The 25,402-nt window shown below is 58.8% G+C and carries 21 protein-coding genes, 1 pseudogene and 1 riboswitch; of the genes and pseudogenes, 4 read left to right on the forward strand and 18 right to left on the reverse strand.

All coding sequences use genetic code 11. The features are described 5' to 3' along the window. Nucleotides 1-574 precede the first annotated feature (574 nt). The 3 genes and pseudogenes from ACE10X_RS11675 to ACE10X_RS11685 form a co-directional block, all read right to left on the reverse strand. Nucleotides 575-1,324 (reverse strand): carbonic anhydrase, encoded by a 750-nt coding sequence (locus ACE10X_RS11675; RefSeq protein ID WP_233475711.1) that lies wholly within the window; start codon nt 1,322-1,324, stop codon nt 575-577. A gap of 8 nt (nt 1,325-1,332) precedes the next feature. Continuing rightward, nucleotides 1,333-2,052, reverse strand: a complete 720-nt coding sequence (locus ACE10X_RS11680; RefSeq protein ID WP_018270226.1) for a thermonuclease family protein — start codon at nt 2,050-2,052, stop codon at nt 1,333-1,335. A gap of 431 nt (nt 2,053-2,483) precedes the next feature. Next, nucleotides 2,484-3,377, reverse strand: a pseudogene (locus ACE10X_RS11685) (IS630 family transposase). A 41-nt stretch (nt 3,378-3,418) separates the two neighbouring features. On the opposite strand from ACE10X_RS11685, the gene ACE10X_RS11690 reads away from it, so the two are divergent. Together ACE10X_RS11690 and ACE10X_RS11695 are read left to right on the forward strand one after the other, a co-directional pair. Next, the gene (locus tag ACE10X_RS11690; RefSeq protein WP_276325455.1) at nt 3,419-4,420 is read left to right on the forward strand and encodes an effector protein NopP; all 1,002 of its coding nucleotides are present in this window, start codon (nt 3,419-3,421) and stop codon (nt 4,418-4,420) included. Between the two features lie 145 nt (nt 4,421-4,565). Then, nucleotides 4,566-5,003, forward strand: a complete 438-nt coding sequence (locus ACE10X_RS11695) for a hypothetical protein (protein WP_018270227.1) — start codon at nt 4,566-4,568, stop codon at nt 5,001-5,003. On the opposite strand, the gene ACE10X_RS11700 is transcribed toward ACE10X_RS11695, so the two are convergent. The 6 genes from ACE10X_RS11700 to ACE10X_RS11725 form a co-directional block, all read right to left on the reverse strand. Beyond that, nucleotides 5,004-6,587 carry an IS66 family transposase gene (locus ACE10X_RS11700; protein WP_018270228.1) on the reverse strand — a complete coding sequence of 528 codons (1,584 nt, stop codon included), beginning with the start codon at nt 6,585-6,587 and terminating at the stop codon, nt 5,004-5,006. Nucleotides 6,588-6,686: 99 nt separating this feature from the next. Beyond that, a complete protein-coding gene (gene tnpB, locus ACE10X_RS11705; protein ID WP_026192390.1) occupies nt 6,687-7,037 on the reverse strand; it encodes an IS66 family insertion sequence element accessory protein TnpB in 351 nt (116 codons plus the stop codon). Next, a complete protein-coding gene (locus tag ACE10X_RS11710; protein ID WP_157183433.1) occupies nt 7,034-7,414 on the reverse strand; it encodes a transposase in 381 nt (126 codons plus the stop codon). The genes tnpB and ACE10X_RS11710 overlap by 4 nt, the downstream gene beginning before the upstream one ends. Nucleotides 7,415-8,526: 1,112 nt before the next feature. Continuing rightward, nucleotides 8,527-8,928, reverse strand: coding sequence for a type II toxin-antitoxin system VapC family toxin (locus ACE10X_RS11715; protein WP_016841992.1), 402 nt, complete (start codon nt 8,926-8,928; stop codon nt 8,527-8,529). Between the two features lie 44 nt (nt 8,929-8,972). Then, nucleotides 8,973-9,167, reverse strand: a complete 195-nt coding sequence (locus ACE10X_RS11720) for a type II toxin-antitoxin system VapB family antitoxin (protein WP_016841991.1) — start codon at nt 9,165-9,167, stop codon at nt 8,973-8,975. Between the two features lie 1,147 nt (nt 9,168-10,314). Continuing rightward, nucleotides 10,315-11,163 (reverse strand): hypothetical protein, encoded by an 849-nt coding sequence (locus tag ACE10X_RS11725; protein WP_016841977.1) that lies wholly within the window; start codon nt 11,161-11,163, stop codon nt 10,315-10,317. Nucleotides 11,164-12,511: 1,348 nt separating this feature from the next. Further along, a riboswitch (cobalamin riboswitch) is annotated at nt 12,512-12,715 on the forward strand. Nucleotides 12,716-12,816: 101 nt separating this feature from the next. Between ACE10X_RS11725 and metE the strand changes: the two genes are divergently transcribed. After that, the gene (gene metE, locus ACE10X_RS11730; protein WP_018270234.1) at nt 12,817-15,162 is read left to right on the forward strand and encodes a 5-methyltetrahydropteroyltriglutamate--homocysteine S-methyltransferase; all 2,346 of its coding nucleotides are present in this window, start codon (nt 12,817-12,819) and stop codon (nt 15,160-15,162) included. A 712-nt stretch (nt 15,163-15,874) separates the two neighbouring features. On the opposite strand, the gene hemN is transcribed toward metE, so the two are convergent. The 9 genes from hemN to ACE10X_RS11775 form a co-directional block, all read right to left on the reverse strand. Continuing rightward, complete coding sequence (gene hemN / locus ACE10X_RS11735; protein WP_026192392.1) at nt 15,875-17,227, reverse strand: oxygen-independent coproporphyrinogen III oxidase; 1,353 nt, start codon at nt 17,225-17,227, stop codon at nt 15,875-15,877. A 485-nt stretch (nt 17,228-17,712) separates the two neighbouring features. After that, nucleotides 17,713-18,339: a hemerythrin domain-containing protein gene (locus ACE10X_RS11740; protein WP_035632897.1), complete on the reverse strand. Its 627-nt coding sequence runs from the start codon at nt 18,337-18,339 to the stop codon at nt 17,713-17,715. A gap of 151 nt (nt 18,340-18,490) precedes the next feature. After that, a complete protein-coding gene (locus ACE10X_RS11745; RefSeq protein ID WP_233475709.1) occupies nt 18,491-19,174 on the reverse strand; it encodes a helix-turn-helix domain-containing protein in 684 nt (227 codons plus the stop codon). A 492-nt stretch (nt 19,175-19,666) separates the two neighbouring features. After that, complete coding sequence (locus ACE10X_RS11750; RefSeq protein ID WP_016841970.1) at nt 19,667-20,500, reverse strand: universal stress protein; 834 nt, start codon at nt 20,498-20,500, stop codon at nt 19,667-19,669. Nucleotides 20,501-21,153: 653 nt separating this feature from the next. Continuing rightward, nucleotides 21,154-21,759 carry a response regulator FixJ gene (gene fixJ, locus ACE10X_RS11755; protein WP_016841969.1) on the reverse strand — a complete coding sequence of 202 codons (606 nt, stop codon included), beginning with the start codon at nt 21,757-21,759 and terminating at the stop codon, nt 21,154-21,156. Further along, the gene (locus ACE10X_RS11760) at nt 21,756-23,186 is read right to left on the reverse strand and encodes a PAS domain S-box protein (protein ID WP_016841968.1); all 1,431 of its coding nucleotides are present in this window, start codon (nt 23,184-23,186) and stop codon (nt 21,756-21,758) included. Before ACE10X_RS11760 ends, fixJ begins: the two co-directional genes overlap by 4 nt. A 114-nt stretch (nt 23,187-23,300) precedes the next feature. Next, complete coding sequence (locus ACE10X_RS11765; protein WP_311990172.1) at nt 23,301-23,534, reverse strand: hypothetical protein; 234 nt, start codon at nt 23,532-23,534, stop codon at nt 23,301-23,303. A 52-nt stretch (nt 23,535-23,586) separates the two neighbouring features. Continuing rightward, on the reverse strand, nt 23,587-23,787 hold the full coding sequence (locus ACE10X_RS11770; RefSeq protein ID WP_018270235.1) for a hypothetical protein: 201 nt from the start codon (nt 23,785-23,787) through the stop codon (nt 23,587-23,589). Nucleotides 23,788-24,268: 481 nt separating this feature from the next. Beyond that, the gene (locus ACE10X_RS11775) at nt 24,269-24,559 is read right to left on the reverse strand and encodes a hypothetical protein (protein WP_125459131.1); all 291 of its coding nucleotides are present in this window, start codon (nt 24,557-24,559) and stop codon (nt 24,269-24,271) included. A gap of 248 nt (nt 24,560-24,807) precedes the next feature. Between ACE10X_RS11775 and ACE10X_RS11780 the strand changes: the two genes are divergently transcribed. Beyond that, a complete protein-coding gene (locus ACE10X_RS11780; RefSeq protein WP_075968369.1) occupies nt 24,808-25,035 on the forward strand; it encodes a hypothetical protein in 228 nt (75 codons plus the stop codon). Nucleotides 25,036-25,402: the final 367 nt, after the last annotated feature.

Here is a 25,402-nt window from a genome sequence, read left to right on the forward strand (position 1 = left end):
TATGGTCTTACAGTTTCAGCGATGCTGCGTTTCCGAGATTGGCGGTCGCTTCGTTGGCTGATGCAGGAGAGACCGTCAGATGCCGTCGCGAGCAACAGTGTTCCTCACATCAGCAGGCTGGACCGCCGTCGTGATCCTAATTCTGCTGTATGTGATCTTCAGCCCGATCTGAGTCGGGGGGCTTAACGGAACGATCTCTATCGGTTCCAAAACGGATGATCGGGCGAGGATATGAAATTTGTCCGGTGTCGCCGAGCCCCGCTTCGATCCCGACATCCATCGCAGCGTATTTCTGCGGCTTCAGCCAACTGTGTTGACCAGTGCATTGACGGAAGGCATTGACCCTGTTCGGTCGCGGCATGAATTGTGTGGGTGCTGGCCGCGCGTTGCCAACACAAGTACGTAAAGTAAGAGGAGGATAAAGAGCCCGCGCATACAAAGTGGTGTCCTGTCCCGAAGCTGTATGTCAATTGTGCAGCGGATCACATCCGGTGCATCTACCGATGGACGGGTGAGTTTTGCGGAACGCAACCGAAGCCGTGCTGGGCGGTTCAAACGACTGCGAAAGTGCAGGTCAGTTCAGTAGATCGACCCTGCCGGTGTCGAGCCGGTACAGACCCCCGACGACCTCTAGTCTGTTCTGCTCAACTGCCGCGTTCAGAACCGGGCCCGCCGATTTAAGTTTCTCGACGTTATCGATTACGTTTTGCCGGGTGGCATTGGCGAACGCATCACCGGGTTGCTGGCGCGATTTCCGAACGGCAGGCGCAAGCGCAGTGACGAGGGATGGAATATGCCCCGGCGCCGGCTTGTCGTCGTTGAGCGACTTGATCGTGGCGTCTATCGCGCCACAATGATCGTGACCGAGTACTAAAATCAACGGTGTATTTAGCACAGCGACCGCGTATTCCATGCTCGCGATCGTGACATCGTTGGCAAAATTGCCGGCGAGGCGGCAGACAAACAGGTCACCAAGTCCGCTGTCAAAAGCAAGTTCAGGCGCTATGCGAGAATCGGCGCAGCTCAGAACCGCCGCATATGGATTTTGTCCATCGACTAAAACCTGACGCGCGCGCTTGAAATCGTCGCCTCGTGATGCGCCCTGGACAAATCGGTCATTACCTTCGATCAGCCGCCTGAGCGCAGCATCCGGCGAGAGCAGATTGTCCGGCTTGGGCAGCTGTTTTGCTTCCTTCGCATTAACGATGTTGTCGCCGAGCCGCATGCCAACCGCCGAAAACGCGAACAGCGACAGCAATAGCGACCGGCGCGACGGCTTGATCATCGGCGAGCAAGACATATTAGGGGAACGGTCTGCGTGCATGTGTCGCCTCATCGCGCCGCTTTACGCCATCCATTGGCTTCAGCCTCCGCTTCGCTGCAGAACCATCGATCACCCAGCTTCTTCGTCATATCGATTTGTCCGTAACCAAGTTGCCCGGGCATGTGATAAATGCGCTCGCCCCCGCGGCCCAGCGTGCCCTTTATCAGACATTCGGGTGAGGGCGGGTCGGATAGCAAAGCGGATCCGAGCAGGAGTTCCTGAGTGTCGATCGGTATCGAGCTCGCGCCGACAACGATCGTCCCCTTGTTGCGGCGACGCCAGTCCCAAGGAGCGATGAACGCCCCCGACCATAGGCCCGCATAGGCATTGCTCGCTACAACCTCATAGATAATGTAGGTGTGAGGATCGGATGATAGTGCCCAGCCCGAGCTTATCATCCATGCGTTCACGTCCTCGCCCGCGATAAAGCAGCTGCCGAGTGACCGGCCGTACTTATCCACCCCTGTGGTATGACAATCCCACGTTCGTCCATTCGAATGCCTGATAAGCTCATCGCGAGCAGCTATGCCGCAAGCCCATTTCTGGCCGTGGGCGTCGAGGCAGATCTGATCCGTCTCTGGCGCCTCGATACCCGAAAGCCGAATTTTGGTTTGCTCGATCTCAATGGTATTGCCATCGACGATGCGCGGAGGGCCGCTGAGTTTCGCTGCGCAAGCCGGAGACGTGATGATGGCGAGCAATGCGGTTATCATCGCGCGACGTTTCATCCCGACAGCCTTTCGCTCTTGGTCCGTGCGCTCAGAAACACGTGCAATCCGGCGTCGCCGCATTCGACTGCTTGATCGCACCATGTCGGTTACTTGGCCTGTGCTGCATCATTCGATGTTTGGTTGGTGGAAGCTCGATTGTGATTGCCAACCTACGGCCTGACGTAACGTGAGATTCAAGCGATTTCTTGTGTGAGTTGCGATGGGCTTCCGGCCTCGATCGTCTCTCTCAGTTGGCGCACACCGCACCGTGCTTAAGATCATCGGGCACAGCGTCGAACTCGGTGCATAAAAAAGCAACTGAGTGCTCCCGGAAAGAGAAAGCAATCAAAGTAAATGAACATGGCTTGCAACGCGTTCGCGAGCGCCATCGTACGGCGCACGATCGTTCGATGTAGATTCGTCGATGTGCCAGACATCGGGCGCGACCGTTAGAGCATGCTGTCTTTACACAGAGCGTAGCCCGAAGTTTTGAGGTAGTTGGTGCACTCTTCCTCGGAAGAGATTGAGGAGTTCACCAACCTTTCGCCAGGCGGCCTCGACATCACGAGGCGCAGCTCGCATGAGGTGTTTGAGTTTGGTGAAGACCTGCTCGATCGGATTGAGGTCAGGGCTATAGGGCGGCAGGAAGATGCGGTGGGCGCCTCTGGCGCCGATAGCTTGGCAAGTCGCTTTTCCTTTGTGGCTGCCATAGTTGTCGAGAACAAAGATCTAGCCAGGTGCGAGGGTAGGGGCCAACACGTTCTCGACGTACAGCGTGAAGAGCTCACCATTGATGGGGCCAGCGCGCTGATCCGATCGTGACGCAGCGTCGCGATGAAGGTCATGGTCTTCCAATGGCCGAAACGTGCAGATGCTTGGAGGCGCTGCCCACAAGGCCTCCAGCCGCGTAGCGGCGCCATATTGGTCTTGATCCACGTCTTGTCGATGAAAACCAGCCGCGCGACATTGATCCTGCCTTGGTGCGCTTTCCAGCAGGTCCGCTTACGGGCGACGTCTGGGCGATCCTGCTCGGCTGGCAGAAGCGTTTTTTTGAAGCTGAGCTCCTCGGCGAGAACAACAGTCCACACCGCCCGCACGCCTGTTTTGATCCCCGTGCAGTCAGCTCCCAGCTTGCGCAAGGTGAATGGCCCCGAGCGAATGCGTTCGCGCAGCCAGTAGGCGTTGGTATCCGACAGAACCCGCTTCTTATGACGGCCGATCTAACCGGGGCCAGGCCCCCGATATCCCGTCTCAGATTCTTCCAATTCGTCACGCAGGGACGGGCTGATCTGTAGCGCCTCCGCAATCGAACGAACCGTCTCGCCCGCGTCAGCCCGCGCCATGGCTCATTCGCGGATGTCTTCCGAATGGGGGCGCGTCATCCATGCTGGCCTCCGCCTCCAGCATGGAGGTCGAATCAGAAATCCCACCCGAGGGGAATCCCGATTCCAGAAAACAACAAGCTCCTAGTCAGCTTACGGTCAGTTTCGCCTGGCTACTTTGGCGCGGCCCAAAGCGCCTCAAATCAATAAGAAACCCTCTTGCCTTAGGAGTACGGATCCTCATGTACGGTCGAATTGGTGGGTATTATGAAGCAGTTACGTGGGCATCCCACGACGAACACGCGGATGACAGAGATTTCGAGGGCAGGTTCGCTAACATGCACCTGTCCGCAGCGGAGCCGACCTCCTCTTCTGCAGCGCCAACGTATTCCCTCGTGACCAAGCCTCCGATAGAGCCGATCGACAAGGATACGTTTCGCAGAGAAGCAAAGATCTTCCAAAATGATCATGAAATAATGCGCATCGCCGAGAATCCGCGGGAGTACTCGCGTTTCGTATCGACACGAGCCAAGAACGTCAGAGAGGCTGCGGAGGACTACGGCTCGACCAGAGATTCGGAGGAAGCGCGATACTACAGCTATAATCTTGGAAACAAAACTGTCGCACTGCTGCGGACGGAAGGCGGATACAGCATGAACGAATTCCACGACGACAGGTGGCGAGAACTGTTTCCCGGGCGAGAACACATCACCTCCGTCGTCGATCTTCAGCTTGCCCATCCCTTGGTGGAGAACGCAGGCGATATTCTACTCGAATATCAGCTTCGGCGAGATGCGCGAGAAGGCGAGCAACCGTTGCTTAAATGGTATCCACTTAACGAAGAATCGAAAGCTCGCGCGGCGAAGTTAGGTTTCGTAGAGGTCGACGATTGCAATATGGTACTTGATCCTACTCAGCATCCTGACAAATGGACAACGAATAGCGCAGGTGAATGGCAGCGCGCCAACAAACCTGAACGATATCTCGCTAAAGTAGACGACGGCGAGCGTCGTAATACCCATGTAGCAAGCTCCGGATACGCGTACGAGGATGACTTTATGTGACTTTAACCGTGAGCGTCACGAGAGGAGCACTGGTGCCCGGGCTTGACTTGCGCGGAATGCTCTGGATAGCCCGGTCGGGATGATTGACGCTGCCGGCGCGCGGTGATGGGGTGATCCCGGTTTGGAGCGGGTAACGGGGATCAGAATGACCAGCGAGTCGCAGCTGCGCGAGAAGCTTCGGAAGATCGAGGCGTTGTTCGCGGGTGCAGGAACTGCTGGTGAGCGCTTGGCAGCGGAAGCCGCGCTGCAGCGGGTGCGTGCCCGGGTCGAGGAGCTCGCTCGCCACGATCCACCGATCGAGCAACAATTATCACTTCCTGACCAATGGTCGCGGCAGCTGTTTCTGGCACTTTGCCGCCGATACGGGCTGCGGCCGTTTCGTTACCGCCGCCAGCGACGCAACACGGTGATGATCCGCGCGTCACGGGGCTTCGTTGACAAGGTTCTGCTGCCGGAGTTCACCGAGCTGGAGAGGGCGCTGCAAGTCTATCTGCACGAGGTGACGCTGCGCGTGATCCGCGAAGAGATTTATGACGACACCAGCGACGCGCAGGAAGTTCCCGACGCCCTCCCGTCAAATTGATCAGGCAGCGAGCTTTGTCTCCAGAGCATCGCGCTCGGCCTTCCATGTCCACGGCAGCAATGTGTGCAGCTGATTGATCTTGGTGCGTCCGGAGACGATGCGCTCGAGAACGTCGGTCAGATAATGCCGTGGGTCGATATCTTGCAGCTTTGCCGAGTTGATGAGCGACGCGAGAATGGCCCATGTCTCGGCGCCGCCTTCGCTGCCCGCGAACAAATGGTTCTTCTTTCCAAGCCCTATCGGCTTGATGGTGCGCTCGACCGTATTGTTGTCTATTTCAATGCGTCCGTCATCGATGAAGCGCGTCAGGCCTTCCCAATGGTTTAGGGTGTAGCGGATGGCCTTGCCAAGGCCAGACTTCTTCGAGACTTCCAGCAGCCGCGCCTCGAGCCAGGGCTTGAAGTCCTCGATCAGCGGTCTGGTGTCAGTTTGCCGAACCGCAGCCCGCTGCGCCGCCGGCAGACCACGGATGCGGTCTTCGACGGCATAGAACATCGCAATCCGTTGCAGCGCTTCCGCGGCAATCGGCGACTTCGTCGCGACGTGAACGTCCCAGAACTTCCGCCGCGCATGCGCAAAGCAGAATGCCAGTTGCACCAGATGGCCGCCGTTCTTGATCAGACCCTTGTAGGCGGCATAGCCGTCAACCTGCAGAATGCCCCGGTAGTCTCCGAACAGCTGTTTGGCGCGGATCGCCTTGCGATCCTCGGCGAACACGTAGACCACCGCCGGCGGTGCCGGGCCGCCCCACGGCCGGTCATCGGTGGCGATCGCCCAGAACTGGCAGATCCTGGTCCTGCCACGGCCGGGATCAAGAACCGGCAGCGGTGTCTCATCGGCAAACAGCCGCGGGAAGGAGATCACCGTGTCGCGCAACAGCGCGTGAAGCGGCCTCAGCCACCAGGCGACGCGGCCCATCCACGAAGCCAGCGTCTGACGGTCGAGCGCGATGCCCTGCGCGGCAAACATCTGTTCCTGGCGATATAACGGCAGCTGGTAACCGTATTTCATCACCGCGATGTGAGCCAGCAAGGCTTCCGTCACCATCCCGCCCTCGACCGCCTGGGCCGGCGCGGCCGCCTGCAGCACACCCTGGCGGCACCCCCGGCAGCCATAGCGTGGGCGCATGATGCGCTTGACCCGGTACTGCATCGGAACGACATCGAAGGCTTCCTTGACGGTCTCCCCGATCCTGTGCAGCCGTTCGCCACAACAAGGACAGATGTCAGTCTCGACGTCGATCACGACATCAATGCGCGGCAGATGCTCCGGAAGCCTCCCCCGGTTGCGTCGCGCCGGTTGCTTTCCACGAGCCTCGGATCTGTCGGGCAGCTTGGCCCCGGGCGCATCATCATTGCCGGCCGCAGAAGCCGCCTGCGCCGCAATGGTGAAGAGAGACTGCTGTCCGGAATCCAGTGTCTCGGAGCGGGGACCGAAGATCGTGCGCTTGTACTGCGACAGGATCACCAGGAGCTTGTCGTTCTCCTGGATCGCAGCATCGCGCTGGGCGATCGCCGCATCACGTTCGGTCGCCAGCGTGCTACATTCCGCCGACAACACCGCAAGCCGTGACGACAACGCCATCACGGTTTGCTGGAGCAATGCTGGATCAGAAGGCAAATCAATCATGCAGCGTGTTTCTACTACAGCTCTGCATGAATGACGAACTACTCTTGACGATGATCAACCAGCTCGTGTTGGTTGATCCACAACCCGCATCGGCACACGCTTCCAATCCGAACCGTCAAGCAGTACCGAGAGCTGAGCATGAGATAGCGGCATGACGCCTTCCTTGATCGGCGGCCAGGTGAACTGCCCCTCGATTCTCTTGTAGTAAAGGACAAGGCCGCTTCCGTCCCAGGTCAGAATCTTCACGCGATCTCGGCGCTTGGAGCGAAACACCCACAGCCCGCCGTCGAACGGATCGGCTCCAAACGCCTCGCTCACCAGCAGCGCCAGCGAGTCCATGCCGCGACGGAAATCGACCGGCTGCGTCGCGATCCAGATCGACAACCCAGGTCGGAGCCCGATCATCGGCCAACCGTCCCGACTGCCGCCAGCACCTCGCAGAGTGCCCGCCGGTCGACCGTTCCCACGACACGGATGCGAACCGCGCCGACCTCGATCTCAATCGCCCCCTGCTCCTCGCATACCGGCAATTTGCCGCCGCAGCCAGTAATCGTGACCGGCACAAAGCCTGGTGCCACGCCTCCATCCCTGCGCGCCGCGACCTTTGCCCGCGTTGCCTGACGACGCCAAAGAAATAACAGGCCCGGGCTGATGTCGTACCGCCGCGCCACCCCGGAAGCGCTTGCACCCGGCGCGAAACTCTCCGCAACAATCGCCGCTTTCGCATCCGTCGACCAGCGCCGTCGGCGGCCAGTCCCCGTGATGATCTCGATGCGCTGCAACGTGTTAGAGCCGTCCTCAAGGATAGCCGTATGCCTATCCTTAGCGCCATCCTTACAACTATCCTTTGACATGGTGACCTCGTGAAAAACCAATCCACGAGGTCTTCCTAGCCGACCAGATCAGCCCTCAGGGCGTGGTCACCGGATGACGCTCACCTTTAACCGGTGAGGACACGTTGACACACTTCGTCTATCTTCCCTGATTCTCGCGAACGATGGTCGTAGACTGCAGTGCGCGCCTGGGGTGCGCCTGCCTCATTTGCCGCATCCCGTGGGCTCAATCCAGCTTGAAGTGCGCTCTGGCCACACGACGAGGGCCAGAGCATGAAGCGCAATTGTTTTACGGAAGAGAAGGGGTATTCGGTGCCTACGGATTGCGCCACCGGAATTCCGCCTTCGGACTTGAGACAAGCCAGTGAAGTGCATTTCCGTGCGGCCCGCCGCGCTCATTCCGACTGAACACGAGCCAGGTTTCAACTTGCCCGGTTCCGGGGGGGGGCCATTTCCGCATCAAAGGTTTGATGCGAGATCGGTATTTGTGCGCCCTCCAATGCGCTATCTTTCAGAATACGACATGGTCGATGCGCCGGAATTGGTACGTGGTGAATCGGTGAACTTGTAGAACGCTGCCCATCCCGCCAGTTGACGGTTGGCCGGCGATCATGTCGACCGTGCTGACACTTTGATTGCCGGAAAGGCTACTGTGAGCCCGCGAACAAACACCTTCGCCTTTTCCTGGGTATCGTTGTGACGACGGACAAGCGCCCGTGCGCCCCTCGCTTGCGAATGAGGTTCCCGGGTGGCGTCAGCATGAACGTGTCCGTCGGACCGCAATGAACACATCACTCAACGCAGCGAAGCCAGGCGTCCCGCGCACCTCCACGCGGGCGCCCTGGAACTCAACCGTCACGACGGCTGCATCCCCTGATCTGGAAGGCCACGCGGCGGCCGGTAGCGCCGACTCCGACACTACCGGCACGAACGATCTGCGTGCGATCCAGCCGTCGCGGATCGGAGTTTTCCGAAAGCCGCTCGTCGGCCGCTGGCATCAGCGCCGCGAATTTGGGGCAGGGCAGGGACCTCGGGGTAATCGTGCAGACGTTGCCAGCGGTCTATCCTTTATAGACCAGCTCGAGATCGGTTCGCGGAAAGTCGTCACCCTTGTGCAGCAGTGGCGCGCGATAGGTCTTGGCGCAGGCAGAGGCGAAACAGTCGCCAAGATTGAGCTGAGCCGGATGTCGCGCGTTTCCGAACCGATCGAATGCCATGGCGGCGGTCGATATCATGCCGTCGGCAATCGCGCACACGCGGATGGATCCGGCGTCGAGAACTTTCGCACTGCCGCCTCCGCTTCCGGCGCACCCCATGCGTTGACGCGCATGAGAGCACAGATCGTTCGTATACCGCGATGGTGAGGTAAACGGCGCTTTGGCGTCCGCAATTGCCATGACGACCTCAGCCGCGTCTGGCTCGCGTAGCAAGATTACGACCAGGGCTGAGGCATCGATCATCATCAGGCATCACCGGACAGATCGTCGAAAAAATGCCTTATCGGCGGTCAGGCCGGTTTTGGGAGCGCGGGTGCGATGCGGTCGAGCAGCGGTTGCACCTCCCAGAGCGGCGTCTTTAGGCGTTCACGCTGAATTTCATGTTCGCAAGCCTCGCGAATGCAATCGAGGATCGGCTTGCCTTTGAGGGTGGCAAGTTCACGAATGATCCGGTCAGTGTCGCGGTCTTTAATGTTGTAGGCCATGGGTACCTCTGCTCAGGTATATAGGTGTCCATACTTAGGTACCTTAGCAAGGGCGCGTTTCCACGCTCTAATTGATATTACAATTATATTTGTCGCAAAATGGGTCGCGAGAGAGACGAGCCACCAATTTGCAGGTCCGGTTTCATGCAGCAACGACGAGCTCTGCGGTCGGGCCTAAATCGGGATCTGGCACCGAAGGACTGCAGGCCGTGTTCGGTCCGATCTATGCGGTCAGCCCGGTCTTCAAAAGTCTTGATGCATAGGGACCAGGCGGCGCCTCCGCACGATAGCGAGTGGCTCAGCTGCGCGAACTTTGTGGTCAGACGATCGGGTACGCCGGCGAAAGGCAGAGCGATCCAGGCTTAGCGAATTTGACAACATCGAGCGCTCCGTCGGCGCGGAGAAGGCGTCCGACCTTCGGAAGGCCATCGCGATCCAGGGGCGCAGTGGGCAGCCGTGAACTGCCGAGCTCTTGTTACAGGCTTGAAGCGGACGGCCGACTCAAAGCCGAATTTGTAACGAGAGACGGCGCCCGGCGGGTGGGGAAGAGCGAAAGAAGCATGCTTCAGATCAGGATTTACGACGCGCAAACGATCCGCGTGAGGAAATCTAGATCTTCCGTCCCAATTCTGCAGTCGATCCGACGCAGCATGGCTGCAGAACTCCTCGCCGGGGGTACTCGGGAAAGGGCCCGCCGCCATGAGGTATGCCGGCGTCGCTATCACTGCCCCGTTCCCGGGTACCCTTTTAACCGGTCTCGTCGCTGCACTCGCTCCCGCGTGCCGCCTTCGGCGTCACGCTCCTGCGGGTGCCATTGTCCGTTGAAGCGATGCGCTGCGCGCACGCCTGGTCAGAGCAGGGGCCGCAAGCATCGCTAGGCCAACTCCCCCGAAGAATGGATCTAGAGCTGGCCGCGTCGCAGATTGGCGTCCGCTCGCTGCATGTGAGCGGGGAGGGCTAACCGGCTCTCGTAAGCTGGCACGTGCGCGCCTGGTCAAGGCATCGCTTGCTTCGCGGAATGGGCCGAGAGCAACGGTACTGCCCTATGACGAGCTGCGAGAGGCTGGCGGTTTGTCGCAAAAACGTTACAGGACAAGTCAGCGCTTCCGAACGCGTGTGCTTTGCTGCTACTCCGAGGCGCTCAGCGTCAAGGAGCTGCGCCGCGATCTTGCTTTGTGTGACCATTGGCCGAGGCCTTTCGCGCCCTCTCTATTGCTTCCCGTTCACTTGGCTCTATCCGATCGAACCAGGAGCCTGGAGGATAGGCCGCGATACGCTTAGCGAAGGAAGATTGCGGCTCCCAATCTTGTCCCTCGCTCTTCTCGAAAGTGATGACGCCGTTGTGGGTAAAATAATGGGGGCCTGGGATGTTACAGTTCACCAAAAGCAGAACGCGCCACAGATCGCCCTTCTCGGTCGGCTTGGCATTGGGTTTCGACACGTAATCCACTACAACGGGTTCAATGATATGGCAGCGGCCGTGCCGCAGAAGATTGCCGAGCTTGCCTTGCGCAGTCGTCACGAAGTTGAAGTTGGCCGGATCATGCAGAAAGTGAAGATTCGCGTCCCTTTCGCCATCTGTAACCTCACTGGCGATCAACGAGAGCGCCAAGGCGCGCCAGCCCAATTCAATCGGCTTTGCATATGTCGATGCAAGTTTAATCGTCCCGTCAGTCGCGATCTTCCAAGTGATAGCGTACTGTTCGTCTGATCTGTTGTCCGGGTGCCTGGTCCATGAAAAATAAACGTACTCTGTTCGGTCAATTCCTTCAGCGACTCCCCACGATCGAGGCACAAAGTGAGCCACCTTCGAGACCTTGGAAATGATTTGTTCTATAGTCTCACCATCTTGCGCTCGCCACGTTGACTTGACCCTTTCGACAAGCGTGTGGTCGTTGGCGCGAACATTGTTGCTCGTCGCCGCCAGCCCGGCCAGGCAGATCAGCGACCGAGCGATACAGAACCAAAGCACGCGCTTTCCAGACTTTTTCTTCATTGCTTCCGGCTCATCTGGTTATCATCCACACGTCAATCCAAAGCGGCACGTCTTCCTCAGCGTGCTTTGCGCAGATCGCAAGAAGTTAGCGGCAACGTGACGCAGGCGCCTGCCGATGTCCCGCGCGAGCAGGCGCCGTCCCTCGATGTCACGCGCCGCTAACTTCAGTGGTCAGCCAAAGCCTCAATTTGCAATGCTGGACCTGCCCAGGAGGAGAAGCCTGGACATGATGAGGACTTGCATTGTTCGTGCCAGGCAATAACCGGCAGTTCGCGGCAGATTTGTGCTGTCTTTGTCGACTTACCGACCTACGCACGTTCTAATGTTACCATTCAGCCTATTCGCCACGACTTCCGTGAATGATTCTTGTCACGCACTGAATCTTCGACAGCGGGCGAATGCCTCGCTGCCAGAGTCTTGACGACAATTGGGAGCAGGTATGCCGCCATCGATCCGTGTGATCCGGGGGCGTTGCCGCTACTACGAATGTCGAGGGCGCCCCAGCCTGTTGTGCTTGGCACTTTGCGGCCTACACCAACGCGGAGCCGCCCTTCAGCGGCGGGCGATTTGGAATCGATGTTAAGGAACTTCACGGATCAAGCAGGGGACGAGACGTGGCATTCTCCGCTCGCGCAACGTTAGGGGCCGTCGTCTACCTGCTCGTCATTGCAGTCAACATTCAAGGAGCTGCGCTTCCACGCAGCCGTGTCGACCGGCAAGAGGGAAGCCTCAGGTCTTGCTAGCTTCGGCTCGAACTACTCAACACTTCCGAGAGCATCTGTCTGACGGGGCGGCTCATAAAAGGCCTTGCCATCCAGCCGAACAGACCGACAGTAAAGACGGCAGCAGCAAAGACGCCGAGGGCGCTCCAAACAGCCATTTTCATTGCGAGGGTCTCTTTTGGTTGTGGTGATTCAATATGCTTGCTTTGGCCAGTATCACCAAAACGTCGGCGTGACGCCTACCAGGATTGGCTGGTCGCACATCGACACGTCCGCTGAGCACGCTGCTGGATTAAGCGAATACCTCTTGCGCGTATTCGCCACTGATCCATGGTTATTAATGGAGAAGGGAGGGCGCATCGAAGCGTGCTCGATGAATCGTTCAAAAGCCGGGCCGCATGACAAGCGTCTTGCGCGGCGCCGTGAGCTTCTTCGTGCTGGGCGCATTCGTCTCGTGCACAGATCTGACCCGCCGCCCGACGCCAATGCGTCTCCGAGATGGTCATTCCGATATCCTATGACTGGAGATGGCTTCTACGTCGCGATCAAGCGTGGCCTCGGAGGAGCATTCGCGTAAGAGAGGTCGCAGCACCAATTTGAGAGGTTGACGGCCGAGTTCTCTTGCCGATAATCCAAGTCGTCGAGGTTCTCCGGTTTCCGTTTGATCCGGAGCTAAGAGGGAAGCCGGTGCCAATGCCGGCGCTGCCCCCGCAACTGTGAGCGGTGAGCCACTGTCCAACAAAGTCACTGAAGCCCGCGCGGCTTCGGGAAGGCCGGACGGCGGCAATGACCCGCGAGCCAGGAGACCTGCCCCGACAAAATATTCATCCACGGGCGGGGTGTCCCGGTGGTGCGCCAAGCAGCCGTCGCTCGGGCGACTTCTCCTGCCTGCGTCCGCCATGGCCTTTGCCCCCAACATGGGGTTAGCGCTATGTCTCTTCTCTCCCTTCCGGTTGCCACGCTCGGAACGCCGCGCATCGGTCCAAGACGCGAGCTCAAAGTCGCACTCGAAGGCTATTGGGCCGGAAGAATTAGTGAACAGCAGTTGCTTGAGGACGCAGCCGGCCTACGTGCCGCGAACTGGGCGCGCCAGAAGTCCCTCGGTGTCACCGTGATTCCGTCGAACGACTTCTCGTTGTACGATCAGGTGCTCGACACCAGTGTCATGGTCGGCGCCATCCCGGAAGTCTACGCCTCGAAAGCCGAGCCCGTTTCCCTCAAGACGTATTTCGCCATGGCACGCGGTTCACAATACGACGGCCGGGGTGCGAGTTGCGGCCACGGATCTCGCGGCGATGGCGCACCCGCGCAGGAGATGACCAAGTGGTTCGACACCAACTACCATTACATGGTCCCGGAATTTCATCGCGGACAGACTTTCAGGCTGTCCTCTCGCAAGCCTATCGACGAGTATGAGGAAGCCAAGGCCCTTGGCTTTCAGACTCGCCCTGTCCTGATCGGCCCGGTCACATTCCTAAAGCTAGGCAAGAGTGCTGATCCTGCGTTCCAGCCACTGTCACTCCTGGATGACCTGATACAGGTCTATATCGAGGTTCTGCAGGAATTGGCCAAACGCGGGGCAAATTGGGTTCAGTTCGACGAGCCCTGCTTGGTTCTTGATCTGGATGAGGAATCAAGACAATCCTTGCTACATGCCTATGACCGGCTCGCCAAGGAAGGGCCGGCCATCAAGATCATGGTCGCCAGCTATTTCGGTGGCCTCGGCGACAATCTTCCCACCGCCTTGCGCCTACCTGTCGCCGGGCTGCACGTCGACCTGGTTCGGGCGCCAGCGTTATTGGACCAGATCATTACCGCCAAGCGAAGTGATCTCGTCGTGTCACTCGGCGCGATAGACGGCCGCAATGTGTGGCGGACGAATTTGTCGGCACTGCGCCAACGGCTCGATCCCGCTATCGCGAAGCTGGGCAAAGATCGCATACAAATCGCTCCATCCTGTTCGCTGCTTCACGTGCCGGTCGATGTTGAACTCGAGACGGAGCTCGCTTCAGACATCAAGGGTTGGCTAGCATTCTCCGTTCAGAAGATTCGCGAGCTTGCGACCTTGGCGCGCGCTCTTGCAGGCGATCAGGATGTTGCTGGCGCTCTTGCGCAGTCGGAGCGCGTCACCACCGATCGTGGGACTTCGCCAAAGATCCGAGATGCCGATGTCGCCATCCGGATGAGAGCGATCAACCAGGCCACGCGCCGGCGCGCCAGTCCATTTGCCAGCCGTGCCGAGATCCAGCGCAAGCGCTTCAAACTACCGGCGTTTCCGACAACGACGATCGGATCGTTTCCGCAGACTGCAGAGGTTCGTAATGCCCGCGCAGCGCACGCGCGAGGCACGATGAACGACGGACAATACGACGAGTTCCTCAAGGAAGAGACTGCGCGTGCCGTACGTTGGCAGGAGGACATTGGCCTCGACGTGCTTGTGCACGGCGAGTTTGAGCGCAATGACATGGTGCAGTACTTCGGCGAACAACTCGCCGGCTTCGCATTTACCAAAAATGGCTGGGTACAATCCTATGGCTCGCGCTGTGTCCGGCCGCCGATCTTGTTTGGCGATGTCTCACGGCCGAAGCCGATCACCGTGGGGTGGTGGCGGTACGCGCAATCGCTAACCAAGAAGCCGATGAAGGCGATGTTGACCGGACCAGTGACGATCTTGAACTGGTCGTTTGTTCGCGATGATATTCCCCGAGCCGAGGTCTGTCGTCAAATTGCGCTCGCGATCCGAGACGAAGTCGGCGATCTCGAAAATGCTGGTGCAGCCATGATCCAGATCGACGAGGCTGCGCTGCGCGAAGGATTGCCGCCGCGCCGATCGGAGTGGACGGCTTATCTCGAGTGGGCCGGGGATTGCTTCCGCATCTGCTCATCGGGCGTCGCCGATCAAACCCAGATCCATACCCACATGTGCTACTCGGAATTCAACGACATCATCGATGCGATTGCTGCAATGGACGCGGATGTCATCTCGATCGAGACTTCGCGGTCGAAAATGGAGCTGCTCGACGCGTTTCGGAACTACAAATATCCAAATCAAATCGGGCCGGGTGTGTACGATATCCATTCTCCGCGCGTGCCCGAGTCGAGCGAGATGAAAGAGCTCGTGGCTTTGGCTCGAAAGCGGCTGCAGGATTCGCAACTTTGGATCAATCCGGATTGCGGTCTGAAGACGCGCAAATGGGAGGAGGTTCGCCCGGCGCTGGTGAACATGGTCTCCGCCGCCCGCGAACTACGCGCTGCATCCACTCCAGCCGACCGTTGACCTGGTCTGGTCTTTCGTCGAGAAGGCCGGTCGCCTGTCAACGATTTGCGGGCTCGATAATTGTGGGAGGCATTGGTGAGCAGAAAAAGGCCCGGCCGCCTTTAGCGGCCGGGCGGAAGTGTGTCCGGGAGGAGCGACGCTGCTAGGCAACGTGCTGACTTCCATCGGCGGAAGGAGGGCGCCGATGGTTCGATTACGGCGGGGACATCCGCCGAAATCTGACCCCAGTTAAGGCGCAAGCTCAGCGTAGCTCAATCATGCCCTGGTATGCGGCCGATATAGCCTAGATTTGAAATCTACACCAAGGTTTGTCACTTATGAGTAGTTTCGCAACGCTCTGCAGGGCCGAGAAATGTGGGGCGGTCGTGCCGGGCGATCATGGACGGGCACCAAGCGCACGTTGGTACGCTTTTCTGCCGGAAACGATGGGCTCGATCAACGGGACCATACGATAACGCGCACAGCAAGGATCTTATCGTGGTGACCAATGCAATCTGCGGCTTGCTATTGATCCCGCTTCAGCTAGTCATTGGTCTAGTCAAGTTTTTATACCAACCTCTGTTGGAAATCTTGTGCGGCTCGACGAAGAGCCGGCGAACGGGATGCCGATCAGCGTGCTCTTGATCGCCGCGACTGCTCGCGATCCAGAGCATAAACCGGTTTGGTGATGTCGAACTCGGATCTGAAACGGCTCGGTTCGGCTTCGTCTGGTTTAGACCGCCAGACTATGTGTAGCCCCGCTCCGAGTAAGGTGAGCGTCGAAGATCGATGCGACGCTCCGGGCCAGGAACTCTGCGCCACCGGCTATCGAAAGCCGGCTATCATCCATCACCACGACGCCATCGGCGATAAGGCCGTCGAGGCGAGAACGATCAACGACGGCCAAGCTTGGATCCCGGCCGTAACGACGGGATGTCTCGGAAAGATCGACTGTCAAATCGCACATGATTCGTTCGATAATCTCGGCGTGGAAGCGATCGTCGTCAGTCAGTAAATAGCCCTTTGCGATGGCCAGCCGATCCTCGCTGATGCGAGCGAGGTAGTCCTTCGTCGGGACGGCGTTCGCGACAAAGCCCTGTTGCATACGGCCGATGGCGCTGGCGCCCAGACCAATCAAGGTGTCCGCGCTATCGTCAGTGTAGCCCTGGAAATTGCGCCTCAACCTGCCTTCCTGGCTCGCCAGGGCGAGATTGTCGTCCGGTAGGGCGAAGTGATCGATTCCGACGCGGACATATCCCGCATCAACCAAAGCTTCCGTGATCGTTTCGGATTGGACGTGGCGCGCAATGCTGTCGGGCAGGGTGGACGCATCGATCAGACGTTGATGCTTCTTGAAGGAAGGAATATGCGCGTAGCCAAAGGCCGAAAACCGGTCCGGATGAAGCTCGAGGCATCTGGCGACGGTATCCAGGCACGAAGCGACCGTCTGCCGGGGCAGGCCATAGAGCAGGTCGAAATTGATACGTTCGACGCCGGCACGGCGCAACCGATCGACCGAGGTCGCGGTCTGTCCGAAGCTCTGCAGACGGTTGATGCCCTGCTGAACAACTGGATCGAAGCTCTGGACACCAAGGCTCGCCCGGTTGACCCCGCAATAGCCAAGAGCCTCGGCCATCGGCTCGCTCAACATGCGTGGATCGATCTCTACGGCGATCTCGGCATCAGGCAGGACCGCGAATGAATGGCGCAACGAACCGACCAGATCAGCGAACGTTTCAGGTGTCATGATCGTCGGGGTGCCGCCCCCGAAGTGGATATGAGTGATCGGTTGCCGTCGGCCAAGGGTTTCTGCAACGAGGTAAGCTTCGGTCCGCAGTCCCGCTGCATAGAACGAGATCGGCTCCTGGCGCTTCGTGACAGAAGTGTGGCAGCCACAATACCAGCACGTGCGTCGACAAAACGGCACGTGCACGTAGATCGATGCGGATTGCTGCGCGCCCAACGACTTGAGCCACATTTGATAGTCGGATTCGCAAATCGAAGCTGAGAAATGGGGGGCCGTCGGATAGCTGGTGTAGCGCGGCAGCCGTTGCTGCCCGTAGGCTTGTGCCAAGTCCGGTCGCATTCAGAGTGCCTTTCTTCCCTGGCCAACCGATTACCGGACACGCGGCGGATAGGCTTTGCGCTGGCTCAAAATATCCGCGTTGTTGATGGCGATAGCGGCCCTAAAGCCAAGATTGGTAGGGCATGCCGGCAACGTACGCATCGCACTTTGGATCGCGATGAAGGTCCTGCCCTCTTCCGGGCAAGAAGAGGTCCAGCAGTGCCGCAACGATCGATCGCGGTCGGTCGGTGGACGTAAGGGGCACTCATATTACGTAATATCACTGGGGCGCTGGTCGAGCGGTATTGCCAATTGCCCCGCGACGTTCACGTCACGGGACCAGCCGGACCCCGGCCGTGCTGTTTGCGAAGGGACCGGCTGCAAGTGATCATCGGGCGCGGATGTCGCGCTGGCCGCGCGCGGCGTACGCGCCAGAAGGACTGTCACCTTCATTTCAATGAGATGAGCATGACCTGCACGGCCCGGCGTGCAGAGTCAGTGATCAATTACGGTCCATCGGCTTTGGCGCCATCTGGCGGCTTGCCGGCCATTGCGGACGAAAACGCCACCGAACTCCGTTCGGCTTCAGCTTCTTGCTCTAATTGTAGAATATGCGCTCTTAGTGCATCGGAAGTCGCTTCCGCCGTCTCGCTGAACAGCAGATCCCCATGATCAGTGCGGGCGGAAGCGATTTCCGTCCAATCCTCAGCCGATAGAGCCTTGACGGCGGCGGGGAAGAAATCTCGCTCTTCCCACATCATGTGGTGCCGCTCCCGCAATATAAAGTCGCGTACGATGTTACCGACGTCTTGTCGAAGGATTTCACGATCCGCGAGGATAGCATCGATAGCTTGAGCAAAATGGTGCAGGCGGTCGATGACTTCCTGGTGTTCATGCGCGAGATCGCCGACGATTGCAGCCGCATCCGGATCGCGAGTTCTAAGCTTGGAGAAAATCAAATCTTCCTGAGGATGATGGTACACCTCCGGGTAAACCTCGAAGTAGCTGATAATCGCGCGAATGACCTCATAGTCAGGACGGGCCCCATGCTCAAAGATCTCCAATTCACGTTGGAGGGCGACCAGAAGTAGGTCAATATTGCGATGCTCTCGAAGCAAAAAATCGATGATCATTGCGGTGCTCCAGGGCGGAACAATGTAAGCGAGCGATCCTGCCATCTGTGCGCGATCGCCCAAGCCGATGTTCGGGTGTCGTTCACGTGCTGCGATCCGTCGGCGCTGATCGGTGCAAGGAAGTCCGCGCATTTCACAGCGCTTCTTGAGCTTAGCCCAAGTTCTGTGCAACGTGGCTCGGCAGTTTGTCGTTACGTAACTCGATTCGGCGCAAGGTCGGCAAGGCAATCACGCCATTCTGCTCGAGTTGAGTGAGGGTGCGCGAGACCGTTTCGATCGTCAAGCCAAGATAGTCGGCAACATCCTGCCGTGACATCGGCAGCTCGATCGCAGCGTTCTTCGTAGTACGACGAGACATATCGAGCAGAAATGCCACGACCCGCTGTTCAGCGCTGCTGATCAAAAGCATCAGATGCTCCTGAAAGCGGCGGAGCTCAAGCGCCATCGCGTCCCAGAGCTGCCTTGTGAGCTCGCAATCTTGGCTGGCGCGAACGATGAGGGCGCTGCGCTTCACCATCAAAAGGTGCGTCTCACAGACCGTCTCCGCCGAAGCGATATGGCTGTCTCCGGCCTCAAAGCCGAAGATGTCACCGGGCAGATAAAACGCACCAATCTGACGACGCCCATCTTCCATAATCTTGTAGGTTCGTACAGCACCCGATACCACCTGGTATAGGTGTTCGGCTGCTTCGTCCTCGCCGTAGATCTCGCTATTGCGAGCGAACCGCATCGGGGTCGCAACCATACCAAACGGTCCATAGGTACGAGATTGCCTGCACAAGACGCTGCTCGGATGATGGCTGATCTCGTGAATACTTGTGGCCTGAGCGTACATGGCGGACTCGATCTTCGAAACGTCAATGGAGCGGAGATTGGCCGCTTCTGATGAACTGGAAAATTTCGATGTTTCCCCTAAGTAGAACCCACTAAGTATTTATACGTATGCCGTGAGAAGAATTCTCGATGGGGGCGACGCAGCCTTTCGGTATCTCGAATGCGGCTCAAAGCCGACCAGCCGCGTTTGAATGAGGAAGCTGCATTCTGACTTGGCCGTTCGGCTTGAAGTTGAGCTCGGGCATCCTCGGGTGGGCGGTGACCAGATTGTCCCGCTCCTCTAGACCGGCAGCCTACGTGCAACGTTCGAAAACCGCGGCGCATGTTCAGCGGTTTCGCCCCGCCTCGTCGATGGAGCGACGGCGGGCCCGCGAAAGCCGGGACAAACGGCGCTCCTGTTCTCCAGATCGGCGGGCGGCTGGTGCCTTGCCCCGCGCCCATCGACTGGGTCCGGGGCGCATCTGGCGGCATATCGCATCTATATTTCTTGCCTTCAGTGCGACATCAAAACCGGAATGACGTTTGCACGAAGCAGATTTCCCGAAATGCCACCGAGCAGCCTTTCCTGCAGCCGAGAGCGGACGTATCCGCCCATCACCAGCAGGTCGAGGCTTTCGTCCGCCACAAGCGACAGGAGGGCGCGGTGTACCGACTGGGGTGCTGGGAGCGACACGATCTTTGCAGGAAGGCCCGACCTTTCAAGATACCGTCCCAAATGGTCGGCGGAGCTCTCCGCCGGGACCTTGTGCGCATCAGTCATCGCGATGATGGTCAGCGCGTCCGCTTCGCGCAGCAGCGGCATCGCGTCGTGCAACGCGCGGGCCGCAAGGCGGCTGCCGTCCCAGCAAATCCCAATTCGTCTGGCCGAAAAAGAGCCGTGGATGACGCTTGGCAGATACAGAACTGGCTTGCCGGCCTGGAGCAGGACGTCCTTGGGGATAACGTTGTCATAGCTCTCGTAGCCGCTCTGGGGCTGCGTGACGATAGTCATGTCGTGCACTCGCGCGCTGGCGCAGATGCTTCGACGCGCCTCCGCTGGAACCGCACTGAGCGCGCGGCTCGCATAGGATATGCCGGAGCTCCTTGCCCGCAGATCAAAGACACGGAGTGCCGCTTCGGCTCTCTCCAACGCACGCGCCTGCTCGATTTCAAAGACCGAAGTGACGGCCACCCCGCTGAGTGCGGCGAGCGGAATAATGGTCCTCTCATAACCGATGGCCACAACGTCAAGATGCGCGCCCGTGCTCAGTGCGAAGGAAATCGAACCGTTCACCGCGGCCCGCACCGGGAGCTCCGTGGGAAGATGGACCAATATGTTCCCGAACATTGCCGTTCTCCGGGCGTGAAAGGATTGCTGCCGATCGGAGCACAAATCTGGGCCGGACAATTGATCTGCTTCATACGCTCGCCGATTTAGTTAGGCAGGATCAAACCGGCCACGGACAGTTCGCGCAGAGTCCGATGCCAAGTAGAAGCAGCATGGCATGTGTTGCATCGCTCATGTCAACTGCGAATCCTGCACGATTCGTGCACAGCGATTTTTGCTGCACAGATTAGGGGGCGGCCCGAGATCGCGGATGCCGTCGATTCTCCCCGTTGCCTGCTCGACATTCACCCTCATCGACAACAGGTACACTGAGAGGATCGCCAGTACGGAAGATGATGTGCGGCTGGTTAGTCCGCGGTCAAGCCGAATACGCCAATGCTCAAGCCTCTCCAACGGCTGCCGGGGGATCAATCAGCAACATGAGAGGACATTGTCGCAGACGGAGAGCGGGCGCAGCGCGACGTGCGGGTGCATCGTTCGCTGGGCTCGTCTTGATTTTCTCCATTGCCGGTCTGTGGCCTATGCTCAAGGCTCCGCTGGACAATGCGTTTTTAAGGCGCGCCATGCTCGCGATTGAGGATCATTCCTGGACGAATTCTCCAAGATCTTTCGAGCCCTTGTTCGTCGCCTGGACCGTGCCGCTCGCGCCCCTGCTAGAATCCTGCGGCGATGGCAATCCGCATCAACTCAGACATGCTGCGTACATTGGTCTTGGCCATCAGGTTGGCGCGATAAACCTCGACCGTCCGGGGGCTGATGCCAAGATCATGGGCGATTACCTTGTTGATCTTGCCGGCTAATAGTCCCTGCAGGACGTCACGTTCGCGCGACGAGAGGTCGGCAAGGCGCCCTTCTGCCTGCAGTTTCGCTGCGTCATCGTCTGGCTTCGTTGGCCGCGCTTCCAAAGCAGCGTTGATGGCACGCAACAGCACCTCATCCTCGAACGGCTTCTCGATGAAATCGACCGCACCCGCTTTCATCGCTTCAACTGCGAGTGATACATCACCATGACCGGTTATCAGGACGACCGGACAGTCGAGGCGATCGGCCTTCAGCTTGCGGACCAGTTCGAGGCCGCTCATTCCTGGCATGCGGATGTCTGATACAACGCAGTCGATCGGACCGCTTGCAATGTCATTGAGAAACTCGGTCGCGGTCTCGTAGGTTGCTACCCAGAAACCACTAATATCAAGCAGAAACGCCAGCGAATCCCGCATCGCGGCTTCATCGTCGATCACAAGAATGCGCCGCCCGGTCATGCTTCTTCACCGACGTCCGCAAATGGCAGCGTGAACTGAAAGATCGTGCCGCCACCCGGATTTGCTTCCGCCACGATGTGGCCGCCATGGGATTCCACGATTGTCCGGCAGATTGATAGTCCAACACCCATGCCGTGTTCCTTCGTCGTGACAAAGGGTTGGAACAGGCGGTCGGCGACATCAGGGCTGATACCGGAACCCGTATCAGCAACGGTAAACCTGGCGAGACCATCGACCTTGCTGACTCCGACGGTCAATTCGCGGCGCGGACAGGAAGCCATCGCCTCGATCGCGTTGCGTATCAGGTTCAGAGCGACTTGCTGGATCTGGATCTTATCTACGATCATTGACGGCAGATCGCGGTCGCTGCGCATTGTCACCCGCACGCCTTGCTCCTTGGCGCCGAGCAGGGCCAGCGCTACAGCCTCTTCAAGTAGCGTGAGCGGATTTTCCACAGAATGCTGCGTCTCGCCTTTGGCAACGAACTCCCGCAAGCGCTTGATGATATCGCCGGCGCGCAGAGCCTGTTGGACGGCGTGTTCGAGTGCATCACCAATGCGATTGGCGTTCGGCTTGTCTGACGCCAGCAGAGCCTTTGCGCCGCGCATATAGTTTGTGATGGCGGAGAGCGGCTGGTTGATTTCATGGGCAATAGACGATGCCATCTCACCCATGGCTGTTAGCCGCGACACATGGACGAGTTCGGACTGCAGCTCCTGCAGCCGCCGTTCCTGCGCCCGCCGTTCGGTTAAGTCTCGGATAAAGCCGGTGAAGAAGCGTTCGCCGCGCACTTTGGCCTCGCCGACGGCAAGCTCCATCGGAAAGGTCGAGCCGTCGCTCCGCTCGCCCACCACGATGCGACCGATGCCAATGATGCGCCGCTCGCCGGTGGTCAGATAACGTTCAATGTAGCGGTCATGCTCGGCCCGGTAGGGCTGCGGCATCAACTTGGATACAGTCTTTCCAACCACTTCGTCCGGCAACCAGCCAAATAAACGCACTGCCGCGGCGCTGAACGAGCGAATGATACCCTTCTCGTCAATGACGATCATGGCTTCCGGTACGGTGTCCAGGATCGACTGCAGATGAGCTTGCCGATACCGCGCCTGCTCCGATTCCTGCCGCAGCCGGTCGCCCATGAAGCCAAGCATGGGACCTAGTACCGCAAATGCGGCAATATCGATCATGTTTGCGGAAACGGTGATGAGGCTTTTCCCAAGAAATGCCGCGCTGATGACGAGGCAGAGCAGGGTCGCGAAGCTCGCTGGTCCGCGGCCGCCGGCGAAAGCGGCAAAAACGATCGCCGGAAGGTAGATGATCGTAAATGAGCGGTCATCGAGATACGGATTGAGCGCCGCGCGGAGCACGAGGGCGAGCGCGGCGGCTGCCGCGGCAGTACCATAGCGATACCAGATGTGGTCGGACATATTTGCCGGCAGACCCTCTTATGAGATCGATCCTACATCGTTTGGCCGCGGGAGGGCCACCGGAGGCAGATGCGCGTCAATTCGCGCCGTTATATTGTTGCAGGATAGCCATCGCTATTTGAACCAAATGCGCCAGTGCGTGGGCTGCACAGCGACGTGTTCTCCGGTCTTCGCCTTGATCCAGCCGCCAAAGATGCGGCGGCAAGGGAAGACCAGCCGATGAATGGTATTACCCTCGATCACGCCAATCTCAAGGTCGCGATCGAAGGGCGCCGTCTCGATCCGCTCCCACGTCACGTTGCCATTAGATCCTGGACGGTGTTCATCGCCGCCGACTGACAAATTCAAGTAACCTTTCAGACAGTACGAACCACATCGCTTGTCCGCCCCGCGACCTGGTTCAGCCCAATATTGCGCAGGCGGCGCGCGGTTCGATCGCAGCAGTCGCCGCCTCGGGTCTGTCGGCGGAGGCATCGTCGAACCCATCGTGCTGGGTCATGGCCCTCTTGCCGATCCAAATATCGGGATTGATGCTACGAAGCACCTTGCCACCTTCGGTCGAACTGATTCGAACCTGCTCAAGCCTTCCCCGGTTGGTCATGATCGGGTGTTTGCAGAAACTGGACTGGACCGCGGCCCACAATTGAGCCCCTCGCCGAGCGAGTTTCGCCGTGGCCTGTCATATCGAACATCCTTTGTTGGTGGGACATCTCCTTGCTACGGCGTCGGTCGTGGGACGGATCGGCTAGCTGCGCTCGGCCCCGCGCGTCGGGCCGGTCCGCGGGTCGATGACGTGGACACCATCGCAGGCGATGCAGGTTACCGGGTGCAGGTCGTTGGCGCTTGGCTCGACTGCGTCGTTCGGCAGCAGTGCTTGAACACGGTCGCCCGTATTTGAGCACGAAAAGATGATGGGGCGCCAAGTCTTTCTGTGAGCCATATGTCTGACCTTGACTGGAGATCGTTTCTATCGCTCGGCCGCCGCTGAAGTATTGATCCAGGTCAAAAAAAGCGATGCGCGTCTAGAACGACCGACGGCGTATGGCTGCCGCGAGCAGGACAGGGGCCAAACATGTTCCCGTTCAGATGATTTGCTCGCCTCGCGCCTTGATCCCGACAAGCCCTGGAACGGCCGGATTGATGGAAATCAAAATAGAGGCGATGCAATCATGCGAATGTTGAAGCGCACTGGACGCGCATCGGACCATGACACACGTGTCATCAATGATGCGAGAGGCGCAAAGGAGACCCTTAGTGATTGCTCGCCTCGCATTGTCGGTGGTCTTGCCGGCGCTGATCGCAGCCATAGGCTTTGGCGCGGAAGCCCTGAACCTTGGCCTTATCGAAACCTTGGCTGCGGCGAGCTTGGTCATCGGCTTTGCCATTGCGGCGGCAGGGTGGGTCGTCAGGCGCGAGATAGGGGCGGTTCGCCCCATTTGCTCACGATCACGGGGACGCAGGTCTGGCTAACGACATGCCGGGCCGCCAGCACGCGTCAGAACAGTCTCTGTCACGGTAAGTGACCGATTACTTTGGATGCTGCTTGAGACAAATCAAATACTCTCCGCGCGCTAATGGCAGAATAGGCACGGATAAGCAAACCCACCGCAAGAGGGTAGTCATGCCTTCATTTAACGTTCGCTTCATTAAGACCGTCTGTGACGATACCGGCCACGAGCATCGTGCCTGTCAGGCAGCGTTCAAGGTCGATGCCGCATCGCTGAGTGCTGCTGCACAGCAAGCGGAGAGCGACTTTTGCAAGCAAAAAGGTGTCCGCGATTGGACCATTTTCGCGGATGCGATGGAGCTTCGAACCCCGCCTGCGTTGCCCCCGGCATGGGGCGGCTAGCCTGAGTTCGGCTAGCGCAGGTCCTTGCGAATTTCATGGCGATGGTCAATCCGCGAGTTCAAGCGCGATCTTTTAAAACATCGCGCCGAGTCGATTCGAAGGAGCTCGCGATGCTGTCGCTAATGCGGCAGGCGGGCTGTTGCCCGCAACACGAAATGGGCCTCGGCGCAGTCTCGCAGGCGCCCCGGGGTAGAGCGATCCGGATCGAACGATTTGCTCTTACATTTGATGCAGGTCAAAAACAAACCTGCCTCCAGCAGCTATGGCTGCTTCGAGGGACATGACACATGGTCAGCCAACCTGCACATATCGGTAGTCCTTGGCGGTTTAGGAATTTGCTCAGCCGATTGCGAGCGAGCCTGTCTCG

Origin of the sequence: Bradyrhizobium sp. Pha-3 (assembly GCF_042258325.1) — a bacterium.
Classification (GTDB): Bacteria; Pseudomonadota; Alphaproteobacteria; order Rhizobiales; family Xanthobacteraceae; genus Bradyrhizobium; species Bradyrhizobium elkanii.

Coding starts and splice junctions, on each gene's coding strand:
- ACE10X_RS11675 (WP_233475711.1), bottom strand. CDS start 1,324: ATGCACGCAGACCGTTCCCCTAATATGTCTTGCTCGCCGATGATCAAG.
- metE (WP_018270234.1), top strand. CDS start 12,817: ATGTCTCTTCTCTCCCTTCCGGTTGCCACGCTCGGAACGCCGCGCATC.
- hemN (WP_026192392.1), bottom strand. CDS start 17,227: ATGCGACCGGACTTGGCACAAGCCTACGGGCAGCAACGGCTGCCGCGC.
- ACE10X_RS11760 (WP_016841968.1), bottom strand. CDS start 23,186: ATGTCCGACCACATCTGGTATCGCTATGGTACTGCCGCGGCAGCCGCC.
- ACE10X_RS11770 (WP_018270235.1), bottom strand. CDS start 23,787: ATGACCAACCGGGGAAGGCTTGAGCAGGTTCGAATCAGTTCGACCGAA.
- ACE10X_RS11750 (WP_016841970.1), bottom strand. CDS start 20,500: ATGTTCGGGAACATATTGGTCCATCTTCCCACGGAGCTCCCGGTGCGG.
- fixJ (WP_016841969.1), bottom strand. CDS start 21,759: ATGACCGGGCGGCGCATTCTTGTGATCGACGATGAAGCCGCGATGCGG.
- ACE10X_RS11740 (WP_035632897.1), bottom strand. CDS start 18,339: ATGATCATCGATTTTTTGCTTCGAGAGCATCGCAATATTGACCTACTT.
- ACE10X_RS11690 (WP_276325455.1), top strand. CDS start 3,419: ATGCTGGCCTCCGCCTCCAGCATGGAGGTCGAATCAGAAATCCCACCC.
- ACE10X_RS11700 (WP_018270228.1), bottom strand. CDS start 6,587: ATGGCGTTGTCGTCACGGCTTGCGGTGTTGTCGGCGGAATGTAGCACG.
- ACE10X_RS11780 (WP_075968369.1), top strand. CDS start 24,808: ATGCCTTCATTTAACGTTCGCTTCATTAAGACCGTCTGTGACGATACC.
- ACE10X_RS11715 (WP_016841992.1), bottom strand. CDS start 8,928: ATGATGATCGATGCCTCAGCCCTGGTCGTAATCTTGCTACGCGAGCCA.
- ACE10X_RS11745 (WP_233475709.1), bottom strand. CDS start 19,174: ATGTACGCTCAGGCCACAAGTATTCACGAGATCAGCCATCATCCGAGC.
- tnpB (WP_026192390.1), bottom strand. CDS start 7,037: ATGATCGGGCTCCGACCTGGGTTGTCGATCTGGATCGCGACGCAGCCG.
- ACE10X_RS11720 (WP_016841991.1), bottom strand. CDS start 9,167: ATGGCCTACAACATTAAAGACCGCGACACTGACCGGATCATTCGTGAA.
- ACE10X_RS11775 (WP_125459131.1), bottom strand. CDS start 24,559: ATGACCAAGCTCGCCGCAGCCAAGGTTTCGATAAGGCCAAGGTTCAGG.
- ACE10X_RS11680 (WP_018270226.1), bottom strand. CDS start 2,052: ATGAAACGTCGCGCGATGATAACCGCATTGCTCGCCATCATCACGTCT.
- ACE10X_RS11695 (WP_018270227.1), top strand. CDS start 4,566: ATGACCAGCGAGTCGCAGCTGCGCGAGAAGCTTCGGAAGATCGAGGCG.
- ACE10X_RS11725 (WP_016841977.1), bottom strand. CDS start 11,163: ATGAAGAAAAAGTCTGGAAAGCGCGTGCTTTGGTTCTGTATCGCTCGG.